11 protein-coding genes and 2 pseudogenes are annotated in these 15,541 nt (G+C 67.8%); 2 read left to right on the forward strand and 11 right to left on the reverse strand.

All coding sequences use genetic code 11. The features are described from left to right. The 10 genes and pseudogenes from ACWEVO_RS00005 to ACWEVO_RS00050 all read right to left on the reverse strand — a co-directional run. A pseudogene (locus ACWEVO_RS00005) lies at positions 1-935 on the reverse strand (hypothetical protein); the annotation flags it as partial. Then, the gene (locus tag ACWEVO_RS00010; protein ID WP_302763288.1) at positions 932-1,597 is read right to left on the reverse strand and encodes a hypothetical protein; all 666 of its coding nucleotides are present in this window, start codon (positions 1,595-1,597) and stop codon (positions 932-934) included. The gene ACWEVO_RS00010 and the pseudogene ACWEVO_RS00005, both read right to left, overlap by 4 nt. Then, positions 1,594-2,142 carry a hypothetical protein gene (locus ACWEVO_RS00015; protein ID WP_302763287.1) on the reverse strand — a complete coding sequence of 183 codons (549 nt, stop codon included), beginning with the start codon at positions 2,140-2,142 and terminating at the stop codon, positions 1,594-1,596. The genes ACWEVO_RS00010 and ACWEVO_RS00015 overlap by 4 nt, the downstream gene beginning before the upstream one ends. Continuing rightward, entirely contained in the window at positions 2,139-3,362 is a 1,224-nt protein-coding gene (locus ACWEVO_RS00020; protein ID WP_452305327.1) for a hypothetical protein, read from the reverse strand. Before ACWEVO_RS00020 ends, ACWEVO_RS00015 begins: the two co-directional genes overlap by 4 nt. A 381-nt stretch (positions 3,363-3,743) precedes the next feature. After that, positions 3,744-6,746 carry an AAA family ATPase gene (locus ACWEVO_RS00025; protein WP_452305328.1) on the reverse strand — a complete coding sequence of 1,001 codons (3,003 nt, stop codon included), beginning with the start codon at positions 6,744-6,746 and terminating at the stop codon, positions 3,744-3,746. Continuing rightward, on the reverse strand, positions 6,743-8,008 hold the full coding sequence (locus tag ACWEVO_RS00030) for a metallophosphoesterase family protein (RefSeq protein ID WP_452305329.1): 1,266 nt from the start codon (positions 8,006-8,008) through the stop codon (positions 6,743-6,745). The genes ACWEVO_RS00025 and ACWEVO_RS00030 overlap by 4 nt, the downstream gene beginning before the upstream one ends. 93 nt (positions 8,009-8,101) lie before the next feature. Continuing rightward, positions 8,102-9,418, reverse strand: coding sequence for an AAA family ATPase (locus ACWEVO_RS00035; protein ID WP_452305330.1), 1,317 nt, complete (start codon positions 9,416-9,418; stop codon positions 8,102-8,104). Then, a complete protein-coding gene (locus tag ACWEVO_RS00040; protein ID WP_046566794.1) occupies positions 9,415-10,905 on the reverse strand; it encodes a hypothetical protein in 1,491 nt (496 codons plus the stop codon). The genes ACWEVO_RS00035 and ACWEVO_RS00040 overlap by 4 nt, the downstream gene beginning before the upstream one ends. Then, positions 10,902-12,017 (reverse strand): hypothetical protein, encoded by a 1,116-nt coding sequence (locus tag ACWEVO_RS00045; RefSeq protein ID WP_231605770.1) that lies wholly within the window; start codon positions 12,015-12,017, stop codon positions 10,902-10,904. The genes ACWEVO_RS00040 and ACWEVO_RS00045 overlap by 4 nt, the downstream gene beginning before the upstream one ends. A gap of 36 nt (positions 12,018-12,053) precedes the next feature. Further along, positions 12,054-12,860: a hypothetical protein gene (locus tag ACWEVO_RS00050; protein ID WP_046566883.1), complete on the reverse strand. Its 807-nt coding sequence runs from the start codon at positions 12,858-12,860 to the stop codon at positions 12,054-12,056. A 757-nt stretch (positions 12,861-13,617) separates the two neighbouring features. Between ACWEVO_RS00050 and ACWEVO_RS00055 the strand changes: the two are divergent. After that, positions 13,618-13,770: pseudogene (locus ACWEVO_RS00055) on the forward strand (heat-shock protein HtpX); the annotation flags it as partial. A 165-nt stretch (positions 13,771-13,935) separates the two neighbouring features. Next, on the forward strand, positions 13,936-14,307 hold the full coding sequence (locus ACWEVO_RS00060) for an ArsR/SmtB family transcription factor (RefSeq protein WP_452305345.1): 372 nt from the start codon (positions 13,936-13,938) through the stop codon (positions 14,305-14,307). Between the two features lie 227 nt (positions 14,308-14,534). Here ACWEVO_RS00060 and ACWEVO_RS00065 read toward each other — a convergent pair whose 3' ends face one another. After that, positions 14,535-15,533, reverse strand: a complete 999-nt coding sequence (locus ACWEVO_RS00065) for an alkylmercury lyase family protein (protein ID WP_452305331.1) — start codon at positions 15,531-15,533, stop codon at positions 14,535-14,537. Positions 15,534-15,541 lie beyond the last annotated feature (8 nt).

The following is a 15,541-nucleotide window of genomic DNA, read 5'->3' on the forward strand; positions in this document are numbered from 1 at the left end:
TCCGCGTCGGTAGCGACACCGTCGACGAGGTAGCGGGCGCACCGCGACCGCCAACTGTCGAGCGCGTCGGCCTTTACCGTACGGGCTGCTTCGCGGGCCCGGATCATGTCTTCGGTGACGGTGACCCGCTCGTCCCACCGCTCGTACTCTTCCTTCGCGGTGTTCGCGGCGAGCGCGGCTTGGTACTGATTCTGCCGGGCCGCCTGTTCGTCGTCGATCTCGCGGGTCAGGCCGGTCAGCGCACCAACCGCATCGAAAATCCGCTCCGGGGTCAGCTCGTTCAGTGGCTGGGCCAGCAGGTTCGCTGTAGGGCTGGCTCGCACCGACGTGGACAGGAACGACACGCATCGCACCGTCTGCCCATACAGGGTGCGGGCGAGTTTGTTCGCCCGGATGTCGTTACGACCGTTGCTGCGTGGCAACTCGTCCCACAAGCCGTCGGCGCTGCTGGCCCGGTCGTTTTCGCTGGCACCGTACGCGACGTGCAGCTGCGGCTTCCACCGCAGTTCGACGTGGGGCGCCTGCCGGTTGATCCGCAGCCACACCGTCAGCACGTCCGCCTCAAGTTCGGCGAGCGTCCGGGCGGTGGGCGGGACGAACACGCCGACGATGTAGCCGTGGTCGGCGTTCGCGTGGACGACTTCCTGCCCGGCGAGTTCGGCGGTGAACAGCAGTTCGGCGGCTGCCTGCGCGCCGGATTGCAGCCGCCACTGCTCGTCGGCGTGCAGCAGGCTGAGGCCGGCGATGAACGACGACTTTCCAGCGCCGTTGGAGTCCGACGGTCCTTGGCCGGCGATGGTGATCAGGCCGCGGGAGGTGATCGGGACCGGGTGGGTCGACAGCCGGGAGATATTGATCATTTGGACGCCGGCGAGGACCCGCGGTCCGACGATGTCGGTGGCGCCGTCGTCGACGGGGTTACCTGCTGGGGTCAACGAATGTTCTCCCTGCTGACGGTGCGGTTGCGGCGTTCACGGATTGCGGCGGCGAGCGGATGGTTCGGGGCGGCGGCGAGGATCAACTGTTCCTGCAGCCGGGCCCGAGCGGCCGGGGTCAGGCGCAACAGTTGCGGGCCGGGCACGTATCCACCTTCGGCGTCGGCGCGGTCGCGGACCCGGGTGAGCAGCCCGGCGGCGACGAGTTTGCTCGCTGCGGCTTTTGCGGCGACCGCCGGGAGTTTGCTGGCCTTCAGGATGTCGGCCTCGGTGGTCGGGTACGGGCTCGTCCAGGTGTCGGGAGCGAGGCGTTCCTCGCTCCGGGCGATCGCGACCGAATAGATGAGCACGAGAGCGAGCACGGCTCGCTCGACGGTGGTCAGTGGCTGCCAGCCGGCGTCGGTGAGCTGCATGCCAACTGTGTCGTCATATCCCGAGGTGAACCGCAGCCCGTCGACCTGGACGAGGACCCGGCCGGTGTGGCGCAGCAGTCGCTCGAGCCGGTCCCGGCTGGTCGGGTCCTGCAACGCGTGCAGTTCCTGCCGGTGGACGGGTTCGCGGCTGTGCTCCAGCAGGGCGTACGCCGCTTCGACGTGTTCGCGCTGCCGGTCGGTCAGGGTCGCAAGGACGGAGTCGAACAGCGGGTTCTGGGTGCGGTTCACGGCGCCTCCCCTCCGCCTGCATCAGACTTCGGCTGGGGGTCGGGGATCATCCGCCACAGTTCCCGGAGCGTGGACAGCTCCAGCGACCCCCACCCGGTGACGCGAGGCCCCAGCCGGACCCGGTCGGCCGTCTGCAGCACCCACCGGGACGCTTCCAGCCGGCGCAGGCTGGCGGACAGCAGCTTGCGCCGGCTGGCCCGGTCCCGGCCCGGGGTCAGCTGCTGTAGCACCTGGTCGACGTCAGTAAGATCGGCCGGCTGGCCCGGCCACAAGTCGGTGCCCGGGTCCGGCCAGCAGCAGCGCAGGCAGGCGGCGAACACTCGTAGCGTGCCGGCCGAATCCTGTAGCGTCGCCGGTTCCTGTCGGTACTCGGCGAGGACCTCCGGCGCAGCACTTGGCGGCAGGTTCGGCAGGAACCACACTGACTGGGCGTCCGGCTCGACCAGGCGCCGCATCCCTGCTGGGGATGGGCTGCCCGCGGGTGCCTGTTGCGGGCCGCCGGAGCGGATCTTCGCCCACCACAGTGCGGTGTCGTGTTCGTTCACGCCGGCGCCTCCGCCGGTGTCCGGCGTCTGAACCAGCCGTCGGTGATCCAGGTCAGGTCTCCGACCACGTTGATCCGCAGCCCGTCCCCCCAGGTCAGCAGGTAAGGCAGCTCGGGTCGCAAGCCGATCGCGGTCAAGTCCGACAGCACCCGACGGCCGGCCGCCCAATCCCCGGCCGTGTCCAACAGCTCGGCGACGGTGACCTCGTCGCGGCCGGCCAGCAGCTCCTCCGCCCGGGTGGCAAGCAGTTCCGCCTCCATATCGGCACCGACCTGTTCAGGGCCTGGTTCATCGTCAATCCGCGGCCGAGGCGGCGGTGTCCGCCCCGTGTCGGTCCGCAGCCCTTCTTCGACCGCGTCGAGCAGGTCGTCAACGGTGAAGTGCGGATTCGGCGCGTCGAACAGCAACCCGTCCAGCGCGGCCGCAAGCTCGTCGGCGGTGGCGTCGCGGGCGAAGCTGCGCCACTTCTCCGCTGGCAATAGCCCCAACGCCCGGGTTCGGCCGGCCCGGTCGATCAGTCGCCGCGCCGCGGCGTTCACCGCGTCCCGATACGCGGCCAACGCCATCCGCAGCTGCGTGCACTCTGGCAACAGCCGCGGCCACTTCTCCGTCGCCAGGTTGTGGAAGACGGTCGCCTTGTCGATGAGTTCGCTGTTGCCGAGCATCGGCTGCGCCGAGGCTCGCAACGATTCGACGGTCCCGGATTTCGCCATCTGCATGATGGGGTTCGCCAGCAGCCGGAACACGTTCGCCAGGTCCTGCAGCTGCGCTTGGGCCTGCTCGAGGGTGGTATCGGCGTCCTCGATCGAGAGCCGGGCGATCGACAGCATCTGGTGCAGCTCGCCGAGGCCGCCGGTCTGCGCCAGCCGGCGCAGGAACAGCAGCATCACGTACGGCGCGAACGCCGCCTGGTAGAACATCTCGTTCGGTCGCTCGTTGACTTTGGTAACCGCACGATAGGAGCGCAGCACCTCGAACCGGCGCCGGACCGCGACGGGCGAGGTGTCTCCGCACGCAGCGATCACCTGCTCCACCGTCAAGCCGGCCGGGCCCGCAGACGCGAATGCGTTCAGGATCAGCTCGTCGACGCGAACGAGCGCCGGGTCGTCGACCATCTGGTTCGCGTCGCGGGCCAGAACGGCGAACACCTGCCGGTACAGCGCAAGCACGGCGGAATCAGCAGCGTGCTCCTCAAATGGCAGCTCTGCGATCTCGGTCACCAGTTGGTGCCTCCGTTGCCCCCCTTGGATCGGGTGCCGGGGCGGGCTGAAGTGATCGTCGGCGCCTCCGGGATGCCGGTGGCCTCGGCGGTTACGGTTCTCGCCGGCCGCGAGCCGCTTGGAGCTGGGTCCTCAGGCCTCGGCTGATCGACGGCATGTGCCCGGGACCACCGTGGCAGGCATAGCTGACCGCGCGCGGGGGTTACTACCACTGCGCTCCGGGTCACCGGAGGATTGTGCATTGGCATCGACAACACAGTCCTCCCCCGCTCAGCCAGATCACACTGCAGCGTCGCCACGAGAGGCGACGCCCGCAACCGTGGTACTCGCGCATCATCTCGGTCTGGAGCCTTTGCGTGGCCACCTTGGCGCCCTGTCGGCCTATTCAAGCAGGCCACGACCAAGGTCATCGTTGATGATCCTCTCTCGTTCCGAGGCGTCGGCCCAGTGCGCGTGACTAGTTGTCAGGGACTTCTCCACGACTAGTACATGTTCAGCGTGCTCGGTGATGGAACGCATGTGGCTGATCACCGTGACCAGCCGGCCGGTTGTGCTGTGGTCGGTCAGCGTATTGAGGGCATCGCGCAGGAAGGTGGTGTCAAGGGTGCCGAAGCCCTCGTCGAGGAATAGCGCTTCGACGTGGCCGGTCGCCCGGCTGGCGAGTTCGACTACGGCGAGCGCCAGGGCGAGGCTGGCGAGGAACGTTTCGCCGCCGGAGAGCGTCTTAACATCTCGGGCAGCCATGGTGTCCATATCGATGATCCGGAAGTCGGCCGCGAACCTGTAGCGGCCACCGGAGATCGAGAGCAGGATCTCGCTTGCCCGGTGAAGCAGGGCTTGGAGGCGCCGGCTGACAGCGTCAGCGATGAACTTGCCCTCGGCCAGCACTACCGACAGTTGTGCAAGAACATCGACTGTGCCAGCCGCAGCATCAATCCGCTCCTGCAACGCGTTCACCACGGGGAGTTCCTCCCGGGCGCGCTCGATCTGCCTTTTCAGGTTCTGGACCGTACCGTGGGCGGCGAGGTATTGCTGCTCGAGGTCTTCTTCGCCAGCGGCACCAGCCGTATGGCAGGCAAGGCCGATGGCCTCTCCCGCAGCCTTCTCGGCACGCTGCTGTTCGTCGATTTTTGCGGCGCAGATGCCGAGGAGTTCCTTTGCCTGAGCGAGAAGATCAGCAGCCCAGTGCGCCTGCGTGTCCAGGTCTACGTGTGCGGCGGGCGCGGCCGCCGGTTCTTCGAGTCCGAATGCCCCTGCGGCGTCGTTAACCCGCTGCGCCAGGGTCAAGAGCTTGTCTCGCAGCGTCGCCGCCGGTTTGGTGATCTTCTTGGCGTAGGTCGTCTCCAGCGCCGCGCTCCGCGAGCGCAGGCCGGCGAGCGCTTGTTCGGCGCCGGTCCGTCGGCCGGCCAGCTCCTGAAGGAGTCGCTGATGGGCTTCGGCTGCTGCCTTCTGTTGCTGGACTTCCGCGACGTCCAGGGGTGTGGCGAGAGTGAAGCGGGCGGGTAGGCGGCTGGCCGCCTCGTCGATCGATTGGCGCAAGGCGACGTTGTCGCGTTCCTGCTCCTGATGGGCAGACATACGCTTGACGTGGGCCTCTGAGAGGGTGACGAATTCGGTTCTGGCGGCGGTCGCGGTATCGCGGGTGTCGTCGCGAATCTTTCCGGCGCGCTCGACGTCTTGCTGCGCTTTCGAAGCGTCATCGGTGACCAGTTTGAGGATCTGCTCGTCGGTTCCCGACAGGTCGGCGTCTCCAACGACTTCCTGGAGGCTGAGCAGCGCTTCACTGAGCAGGCTCTCGGCTGTGGTCACGCTCTGCTGGGCGGCAGGCAGGTTGTCTCGTTCCAGGGTTTCCACCCGGCCGGCCGCTACGGCGGCCGCCCGACCCGTCTTTTCCGCCCGGACTCGGGCTTTCTTGTGGGCGTCGGCGGCGGCGGTGAGGTCGGGTGCGATCGGTGCGGTGAAGTCGGCAGGCAGGGGACGAGTACAGATGAGGCATGCCGCGCCGGGTTCGAGATCCGCGGCGGCGTGCGCTGCGGCGTTCGCCTTCAGCAGCGCGCGGTGCGTTTGCTCGCACTCGCTCCGGTTGTGCTCAGCCTCTTCTGCGATACCCGCCGCTTCTCTTGCCTTGGCTATGGCGGTGCCGAGAGCCTCTTCCGTCGTGGCGAGTTCTGCGCGTGCCTTCTCTAGGTCTGCGGCGGCTCCGCGCCAGATCCTCAGTCGTTCGACGGCCTTGTGCTGCCGATCCTGGGCTCGTTTGAACGCCGTTTCCGCGTCTGCATGCGTCTTGTTGGCCGCCGCGACGGCTGGCTCAAGATCGGCCAGGCTCTGTTGCACGCCTTGTAGCCGGAGCTGCTCGACGGCAAGGGCTGCGGCGTTCTCCGTAAACTGCCGGTGGCGTTTCCGCTGCTGGGGTAGCTGTTCGGCGAGGTATTTCAGAGTGTTGATCGTCGTGGCGGTGCCGGCCACATTCCCGCCGTACTGCTCGGCCTGTGTGAGCTGACCTTGGAGGAGGTCTTGCTCGATCTGCAGTTGGTGGGTCAGTTGGTTGATGTCGGCGCGCTGGCCGTTGAGCGTTTGAGCCTGCAACGCCAAGGCGTGTAGCTGGTCGGCGGCGCCGGCAGGAACTGCGGCCGCCAGGGATTCCTTCAGCTGGGTCAGCGTGCTGGCCGCCCCGGCGGCTCGTCGCTGTTCGGCACGCGCATCAGCGATGGCGGCCCGAGCATTCTGGAGATGTTCCAGGCCCTGCTGCTGCACGCTGTGCTGTTCGGCCGCGGCGGCCAGCGCCGCGGCCGGGTCGTCGAGGAACCTCCTGCGGTGCAGCTGGTACTCGTTGAGCCGGTCCTTGAGCCGCGCCTGAAGGGTTCGGGCGTGCTCGCGGACCTGGCCCAGTTGCTCGAGACCGAGGACGGAGTCGAGGACTTTGCCTCGGTCACGGTCGCTCATGCGCAGCAGTTCCTGGAAGCGGCCTTGGGGCAGGACCACGGCACGTAGAAAGGTGTCGCAGTCGAGCCCGACAATCCGCCGGATCTCTGCGGTGACCTGCCTGGCCCCGGTGGTTAGGGCGCCGGTGTCGAGGCAGGTCAGCCGGTGCACTGACGTGGCGGTGTGCCGGCTGACGGACCGTGATACCTGCCATCGGCGGCTGCCGACGGTGAACGTGAGTTCGACGGCGAGGGTGCCGTCACCGCCGTCGGCGATCAACGGGGATGCGGTGGCAGCGTAGGTGCATCGGTTGTAGAGGGCGTAGCAGATCGCTTCCAGAATCGTCGATTTCCCGGCGCCGGTGTCGCCGACTATCGCGATGAAGCGCTTATCGGTGAAGTCAATGGTCTGCTTCGCGGTGTACGTGCCCAGGCCGCAGAAGGTCAATGTCTGTGGTCTCATGCCGCCCCTCCGATGGTGGCCGTGCTGGTTGCCGGCAGCGGGAAGGCGATCTCGGGGTCGGCCGCCAGTAGCTGCTCTTCCGGCAGCTCGGGTGGTTCGTGTTCGCTGGCGTGCGGCAGCAGGGTGCTGAAAAGCTGAAGAACCTGTTGCGCCGAGACGCCTTGGACACCGCGGGTGGCGAGGTATTCGCTGAACAACGTCGTGGTGTCGACGTCGGTGGCGTCGTCGACAGGGGCGAGCAGTTCGAGCCTGCGGTCGGCGGCGTTCTCCCGTAGATCGGCGATGGTGGCCTCAGGCAGCAGGCCGCGGATCTGGCCGGCCAGGTTGTCGATGTGGTTTTCGGTGTTGACCGTGACCAGGCAGATGTCCGTGGTCACGGAGGCCGCCGTGGTGCGGATCTCGTCGAGCGTTCCGGTGATGTAGTGCAGCCGGCGGCCGCGCTTTAGCGGAATTCGTTCAAGGACGGCGCCTTGGCCGGGCTGCAGCGTCGCGACGACGACGCTCTTGTCCTCGCCGACCTCACCGAAGTCAAGCTGCAGGGGTGAGCCTGCGTAGCAGCCCGTTACGCTGGTGGTCGGCAGTGGCTGCGGTTTGTGGATGTGACCGAACGCCGCGTAGGTGACCACCGGCAGGTGCTGTGGATCGGTGGCGTAGAAGTCGCAGGTGTGGCTGGGGTTCTCGGTCCGCGACGGGATGGCGCCGGCGATGTACTGATGTGCGGCAAACACGCTCACGTCGCGGGACGCGTCGAACCCGTCTCTGAGCTCGCGCATGAGGCGCTGCTGCAAGCCGGCGATGTGTCCGGCGTAGGTGATGCGCCGCTGGCCGGGTTCGTCGAAGACGTTGACGATGCGGTTGGCGCTGATGAACGGCAGTGCGGCAACGTGAATCGCCTGCTCGCCGGCTGGTAACCGCAGGACTTCACCGACGGCGTTGTCGTGGCTGGTGACGAAGTGGATCGGCGCGGACCGGCTGAGCAGGTCGTGCAGCCAGTGCAGGTATGCAGCCGAGTCGTGGTTGCCGCAGACGACCACGACTGGAGCGATCTCGGCGAGGTTGTGCAGCGTGCTGGTGGCCAGTTTGAGCGAGTGCAGCGGTGGCCGCTGCATGTCGAACAAGTCACCCGTGTTGAGAATCAGGTCGGGGCGGGTGGCGGCAGCGATTTCGGTGATCTCGGCGAGCACCGCTTCGTGGTCGCTCGTCCGGGAGTGGCCATAGGTGGTACGTCCGAGGTGCCAGTCGGAGGTGTGCAGTACTTTCACGTGCGACCTCTTCGTCGTCAGTGGCTGCGATCGGTGGGAAGACCGGCATTGTGAACCCGACAAGGGCCGGCCAGAACGGTGCCAGGGGTGAGCTCAGAGGGCCCGGATGCGGTGGGCAATGAGATGTTCAAGCAGGGCCTGGTTGGCTTCCCAGCCGTTGGGAAAGCGCGGTTGCGTGTTAAAGGGCACGGGGTCGGCGGACGGGTGGGCGTCCAGCAGGTCGGAGATGCCGTCGCGGGCGACCACGATGCAGGCATGCCGGTGCCGTGAGGTCAGGACGCACAGCCGCCCGGATTCGAGGTGGAACGCCGTGGCGTCGCGGCGGCCGGACAGCGGATGTAGCACGATGACGATGTCGTACTCGCTGCCCTGCAGCCGGTTCGCGGTGTCGACGCGGATGTTCGGATAAGCGGTCTCGGCCAGCCCGCTTTTGATGGCAGCCATCTGGTCGCGGTGTGCCACACCGATCGCCACTCGGTCTGCCGTCACCCTGGCACCATCGGGGTGGCGTTCATCGCGGAGCATCGTGCCGCGCTCGAGAACACGCACAGCGAGCGCAACGACCGCGGCGACCGCTTCAGCGTCGGTGCGCACCGTGTGCCGGCGCGGCAGTTGGTAGAAGGCCCAGCCGTTGGCTGCGGCATGTTCGATCGCCCGGTCAGCGGGGCTATTGCCGAGGCTGCGGGTCGGCAGCCACATCTCCCGCGCGCCCTGTTCGGGCGCGGATTCGAAGGGTGCGAACGGATAGAAGGCGTCCGACACCGGGATCGCGGTGTGAGGGGCAAGCCGCCACGAGCGCGGCAGCTGCCGTTCCGGGATGCCCGGATTGTTAGCGAGCATGGCGGCCACCGCGCTCTGCAGCGGGCTCCAGGCCAGGCCGGTCCATCGGTCGACGTTGACGACGGAGAACGGGTCGAGTTGCCCAGGGTCGCCGACGAACGCAGCCCGTTCGAACGTCGAAGCGAGTCGCAACAGGGTGTCCGAACGCATCTGGTACGCCTCGTCGATGATCGCCCACGGCCCGCGCTCGGTGATGACGGGGTCGAGCCACTTCGCTGCGGTGGCAACCACGATGGCTGCCTGACGCAGATCGGGGTACCGGTTCGCAATCAGGATGTTGGAGGCGGCGAGGGTGGCCGGCACCGGGTAGCCGTAGGCGGTGTATCGGCCGACGGTGATCCCCGGATCCACGGCGGCGATCTTGGCGACGAGATCGTCGACTTGGGAGTTGGTTTGTGCGACGACGCGCACCTGGTCGCCGTGCCGGGCCAGGTGGTGAGCCATGTAGGTGACGGCGGTGCTCTTGCCAGCTCCGGGGGGTGAGTTGAGCACCACGCCAGGTTGCGGACCCTCGGTCAATAACCGAAGTACGTCGAGGACCGCGGTGGGCGGGACATAGGTGACGGTCATGACCACGGCTCCTGGGCATCCTGCTCCGTCGGCAGGTAAGGCTTGGGCGGGCCGCCATGAGTCCACGGGGTGTCCTCCTTGCGCGGCAGCGTCGGCGCCCGGCGGTAGTCGTCCTTGAAGAGGCTGTAGCACACGGAGTCCCCTACGGCGGGGACGGTGCCGGGCCGTGGTTCACGCCCGCTGCCCATGCCCTCGCGAAGTTCCAGCTCGACCATCACCGTGTCGCCGTCACGAGTCACCGAGACGACCGTGGTCTTCTGGTCCAGCAACTCAGGCCGGCGCAGACCGCTCTCGCCGGCGGCGAGGCTGATCGCGTCGGTGGTCGATACGGTGATCAGCGGCCGCAGGCTCCTGCCGACCCGCCGGTTCGGGACGGCGGCGATGACGGTACCGACGAACGCCTCACCGATCATCCGAGCCTCGGCCATCACCATCGGGTCGTCGAAGGCGCGCTCCGCGTCATACTGCTGCTGGGCCCGTTCCAACCAGTACAGGCGCCGGGCGGCGTACACCGCTGAGTCACGTTTGGGCTGCGCCCCAGGGCTGGTCGCGATCCAGTCGGCGGCCTGCGTGAAAGCGTCAAGGTCCCGTTCCCAGCGAACACCGACATGAGCACCGGCCGGAAGACTAGGGTCACGCAACAGGGTGATCGCCTGCCACATCCGATGCCAGGTGCCGTCGAGCTGCTTTCGCAACTCCTTGCGGATCTTGTCCTCGGCGATGCGCGACGCCGCCGGGCTCGCCGCCTGGTGGTAGGCGGCGAGCAGCGGCTCGAGGATGCCGTTGTCGAACGACGGATCCGTGGCAGGTCCGGCAGGCGGTACCTTCAACGGATTTTCGCAGGCACGCGCGGCATCCCGCCCGGTCATCCCGGGTGGCGGCGCGATCCAGCCGAGTACAGCGGGAAGATGCTGGTCCTCCTCGGTGCTCTGCCCGGTTGCCCAATGCAGGGTCAGCGCGTCGGTCGCCGCGACCAGCATGGCGGACCCGGCGTATTCAGCACGGTCGGCGAGGAACGTCAGCCATTTACCCATGACCGGGATGTTGCGTGGCACGGCCCACTCGCCTGTACTCCTTCGCAAGCGGGTGGAGCGCCCGAGGATCCGGATGAACTCGACGCCGGCACGGTTCGGCACCCAGACCTGCGGTGCGTCCGCGCACCGGTACTGCACGCCGGACGCGCCGGCGCGCACCGGAAGACGCCGGTTCGTGCGCGGCGTGATGTAGGCGGCGAAGATCTTGGCCAGCTCATAGGCGAAGGCAACCTGCTGGTCACGGTTCCGGGGCTGCGCAACCGTCAACAGCTCCGGTGTATCAGGGCTGGTGCCAATCATGACGGCGAGCGGGGCGTGGGCCTCGCCCGCCATCGCCAACGGCACGAACACCAGCGGCTCACTGCTCACATGCAGATGCCGGACAGTCGTCAGGCGCTGCGCCACCGCCTGGTCGCTGGCATGGGCGCGGGCCAGGGACGTCAGCAGGCTCACATCAAGCTCCCGAGCAACTCGTCCCGATACTGTTGGGCCCGCCGCAGCAACTCAGCTTGTTCGACCTGGTCCGGGCCAGGAAGGCGCGTACCGCGAGCCAGACCGACGACCTCACCGATCGTGTCCAGCGCCAGCTCCTCACGGACCTGCCGGCCGAGCACCGCCGTGGAACCTTGTTCCTCGGAGCGGCAGAACCGCGCCATCTCACAGGTGTCCAGGCACGACGGTGCGTAGCGTGCCGGCACCAGACGCAGGCCCGCCTTCAGCTCCTCGGCGGAGCGGGAACCGGCCGGGCCACGCAGAGCGAACGTCAACCCTGCCGGCAGGTTCGACAGAATCGTGTCGAGGTCATGCATCCGCATCAGCATCCGCCGGACCGCCGCGACCTGGTTCCGGACGTTGACCCGGGCCGCGAACGGCTTGTTGATAAAGTTCTGCGGGCACACGAAGATCGCCTCGTCCGCCACCAGGTCCTCGTCGAACCCGTGGGAACGAAGCAGTTCCCGAAGGGCGTAGACGTAGACCGCAGCCTGCAACTCTGCGCCTTCCACCGCGGCCGCAGGCGCCTGGCCGTCGATCACCGAGAACGACTTGACCTCGACGATGTAGAACTTCCCGCCCGACTTCACAGCCACCAGATCGGGCTCGAGGAAGACGTCGTAACCCGCGACCGTGATCTTCAAGTACGGGTGGTCGAACAGCGTCCCGCCATCCTGCGCCGAGCGGGCCACAGCGGTCAGCCGCTGAACCGTGTTGCGGTACCGGGCTAGCTTGCCCTCGTTGCCGCCGATGGTCTTCAAGTCCTCGTGTTCGGCTTCCGGAATGGATAGCCCGATGTCCTCCCGCAGCAACGTCAGCAGCTGCGCACCGCCACTCGCCTTGACCTGGGCTTCGAACTGGGCGCCTCGGGCAAGCACCATCCGCGACGGCTTGGCGTACATCGGGTGCCGGATGGCTCGGGCCAGCTCGTCCTTGTCGATACCGGCTGCATCCAGCAGATTCCGGCGGCCGCAGCCCGGGTTGCCGACAATCGACGAGATAGCCCTGGCGTCGAGGCTCTGTGGTTCAGTGTCCCCCCGCAGCGCGTCAAGACGCGCCGTCAGTTCTTTCACGTGCTCTTCCTTCGCGTGGGAAGTGCGGATTCAAGATCAGGTGTCGCTCGCAGCATGCGACGCCACCTTGAGAGCGGCGCCGAACAGCTGGTGAAGATCGTCGAGCTGGTCGACGGCGCGCCGGGCTGCCGCTTCGCGCTGCGACAGGTCTGCGTCACGATGAACTTCCAGCTCGGCCTGCGCCGCACGCCGCACGGCGTCCGGCCTCGTCGTGTCGAATGAGGTGGCACCGCCGGGGATGTTGGCGGCGAACTGCCACAACAGACGCCGGGCGGGCAGAGTCGCCCAGTCCGGGTGGCTCAGGTGCTCGGCGATACGGATCGCCGAGGTCAGAAAGTGAACCCTGGGACTCAGCGGCCCGACGATACGGGTGGAAAGCGGCCAGGTGGAGACAGCCAGGAGACCGCGGGCAGGCGAGAGCCGGTCAGCGGTCAGGGCCGCACACAAGTAGTACGGCCGAGCCCACGGCGCCGTCTTGAAGGATCTTTCCTCGTCTCGGCGAAGGCTCGTCAGCTGCTGCCCGTTCAAGGCTCCAGCGAAGACCGCCTGGTGCAGGGCGACGATGAGCTTCGGCGCCGCCGGGACGCCCAGGAACGTCAAGGCCTGGTGGACCTGGTCACGAATCGACAGCAGGCTCCCGGCGTCCTGCGGCTCGGTCCGCGGTTGCGAAGCCAGCTTTTCCGGTTCGATCGCCAGAAGCGCGTCATCCCACTGCACCTCCGCCTGACGAAGGTCGGATCGCAGACGCCGCGCCTCGGCCCGATCACCGGCCATCAGGGCACGACGCACGGCTGTGCGCAGCTCGTCGATGCGCGCCTCGAGATCGTCGAGAGATTCAGCCACGGACACACCGTAGCCGCTTCCACGCGTTCCAGCAAGTTCCAGTTTTCTCCAAGAGTCCGCCGTGGACGGAACATCGACTGGACCAGCAGAGCTTGCAACGAAGGCGACTCAGCCGATCAGCACTCCGCCACGCTCCATAGGAGGCACGCTGGACCCGGCTCGACGCTCCGATCCACGCTGCGCTCACGTGCGCTGTTCAGGCGCTGCTTCTCTGGTCGCCTGGCATTGCTGGCCTAGGTGACGTCATGCACTGATGAGGTGTGACTGGCCCGGACTTGGCAGCGAGCGGGCGAGGATTTCCGTGCCCGCGGCAGGAACACGCCTTCTAAGACGTCCTAGGAGGATAGGGTTCCTGGCCCGACCGTCGCTCCTCCTTCTTCGACTGCGGCCCCCATCCGTGTGCTGGCAGCGAGGGGCATGGCGAGGGCTGCGGCGGCATGGATCGCGAACACCGCGACGACGATCGTGGTGACCGGTAGGCGGCGTCGGGCGCCGGTGAGGACGAGTCGTCCGGTGACAGACAGAACGCCGAGCAGGCCGGCGGCGGTGGCGGCGAAGGTGGCCGGGTGGCGGCGAAGGCGGCCGGGTGGCCGCGGCTGATGAGGTAACCGACCACGGGGACGCCGATGGCGCTGGTGGCGGCACCGTGGGCGATCAGGGCGGCAACGAGGATCCAGAACCGGGGGTCGCGCATCACGGCACGCGCCGCAATGCGTCGCAGGGTGTGGTCCGGTCGCGCCACGGGGCTGGGTGCCCTGGCATGCGGCGGCCCGTCTTTCCCGGCAAGCGCTACGAGGACTGGAATCTCGAAGACCCCGCCGGCAAGGGCGTCGAAGCGGTCCGCCCGATCGGCGACGAGATCCGCACCCGGGTGGAGAAGCTCCTCACCGGACTGGGCCCCACCGCCTGACCAACCCGCCGGCGCTGCCCGTCGCTAGTCACCCCTCGGGCGGGGCCGACAACTCGCTCATCCGGCCGCTGACACGGCCGGGACAGGTCAACACGGCTCCCTGCCCGCAAACTGACGGTGACCCGGTACTGGTTCAACCGGCGCATCGATGGTGTTGGTGCAACGATGTACGGCGTGCCAACTGCGAAAACTGCTACACCTGCCGTCTCGCCGCTTGCCGGCGAACCGATCAAGCGCGCCGATGCAGAGCGGCTCGCGGGAGTGCTGAAGGCATTCGCCGACCCGGCCCGGCTGCGACTGCTCAGTCTGATCCAGTCCGCCCCGGAGGGCGAGGCGTCCGTGAGTGACCTCACCACGCCGCTCGGGCTCTCCCAGCCGACCGTGAGTCATCACCTTCGGATCCTCACCGAGGCCGGCCTGCTCGAGCGCGAGAAGCGAGGCGTCTGGGCCTACTACCGCCTGGTGCCATCCTCGATCGCGGCGATCGCCGACCTGTTGACTCCGCCCCGCAAGCGGGCGACGAAGAAGGCCCGCTGAGCGGCACCCGCGAAGGCCGGTCCGGTCCTGCGGGTGCCGACACTTGCGTCCGCTCTGGTCGCGGCCGCGTCGACCACGCCGACAAGGTCTTGCCTCATCCACGGTGCCCGAGCTGTGGGATCGGTGGCGACACCGTGGTTAGGAGTAGGGACACCAGTTGCCCTGGTCGCCCAGCCGGCGCCGCTGGCCGGTGAGCCGCCTTAACGGTGGTAATAGCCGACCGGGCGTCAGACCAAGCGGTGGTCGAGGGCGGTATACGGGGCGAGCAGCGGTTCGAAGATGTCGCGGCCTAGGGTGACGGCCTGGTCCTGGTCGAGAACCGTGGCGGCCAGGCTGGGGTGGGCGTTGATCCACGCCTGAGCGCCGGATGCGCTCGTGAAGAAGTTGATGGTGGAACAGCAGGTGTCCACGGATCGACCAGCGTCTCCGGTGGAGGCGTACACGATCACCGCTTCCGCCGGCTGGAAGGTGGCGGCACCGTCGGTGATGGCCACGCGGACCGGTTGGCCGGTGTGCGGATCGGCGGAGGTGATGGCGGCGTCGGTGCCGAGCATGAACGGCACGCCCAACGCGTCGATGGCGCACATCGCGAACACCTGGACATCGCCGAATGACACCCGGTGCGGCGTCGGCGTTGGGGAGAACGGGTAGGCCGCGACCAGGCGCCCGCCGCTGTCGACGGCGACAAGGTCTTCCCCGGCAAGTTCCCGCAGCGCCTTCGCGGTGTCCAGGTCCGTCCCGCCGGCGGCAGCGCGGATGTCGGCGTCAGTGGGGGCAGTCCCAGTGGCGGCGAAGTGACGCAGGATCGCTCGATGCACCTGCCGGAGGCTGTCAGGAAGATGCTCGGCGCGGAGGGGCCGATCTGTCCGGATCGCATTGCCCGGCTGCTGGCAGCAATCGACCCGGCTCTGCTCCCTTGCAGTGGTGGCGGGTCCGGCGCCTATCGCCTGACGCAGGGCAGCACGGATGCGCTCGCCAGTGGGGAGATCCAACCGACAGGCCGCTGAACCGTCGCCGGTGCCGCCCATCACGTCCACGCCGTTGACCAGGATCGACGGAGACGGGTAGTCCCCCACGACCTCGGTGACCACCGCGAGGGGCAAACCGACGTCGGCCAGCGCCGCGCGCAGCTCATGCCGAGCCGGCGCGAGGTTCGGACAGTCCGGCACCGAACGAAGCTCAACAGCCACCCGGCCCTCTGCTGTGCGATCTGCTGCCGCGGTCATCACAGCCC

Source organism: Micromonospora sp. NPDC003776, assembly GCF_053605645.1.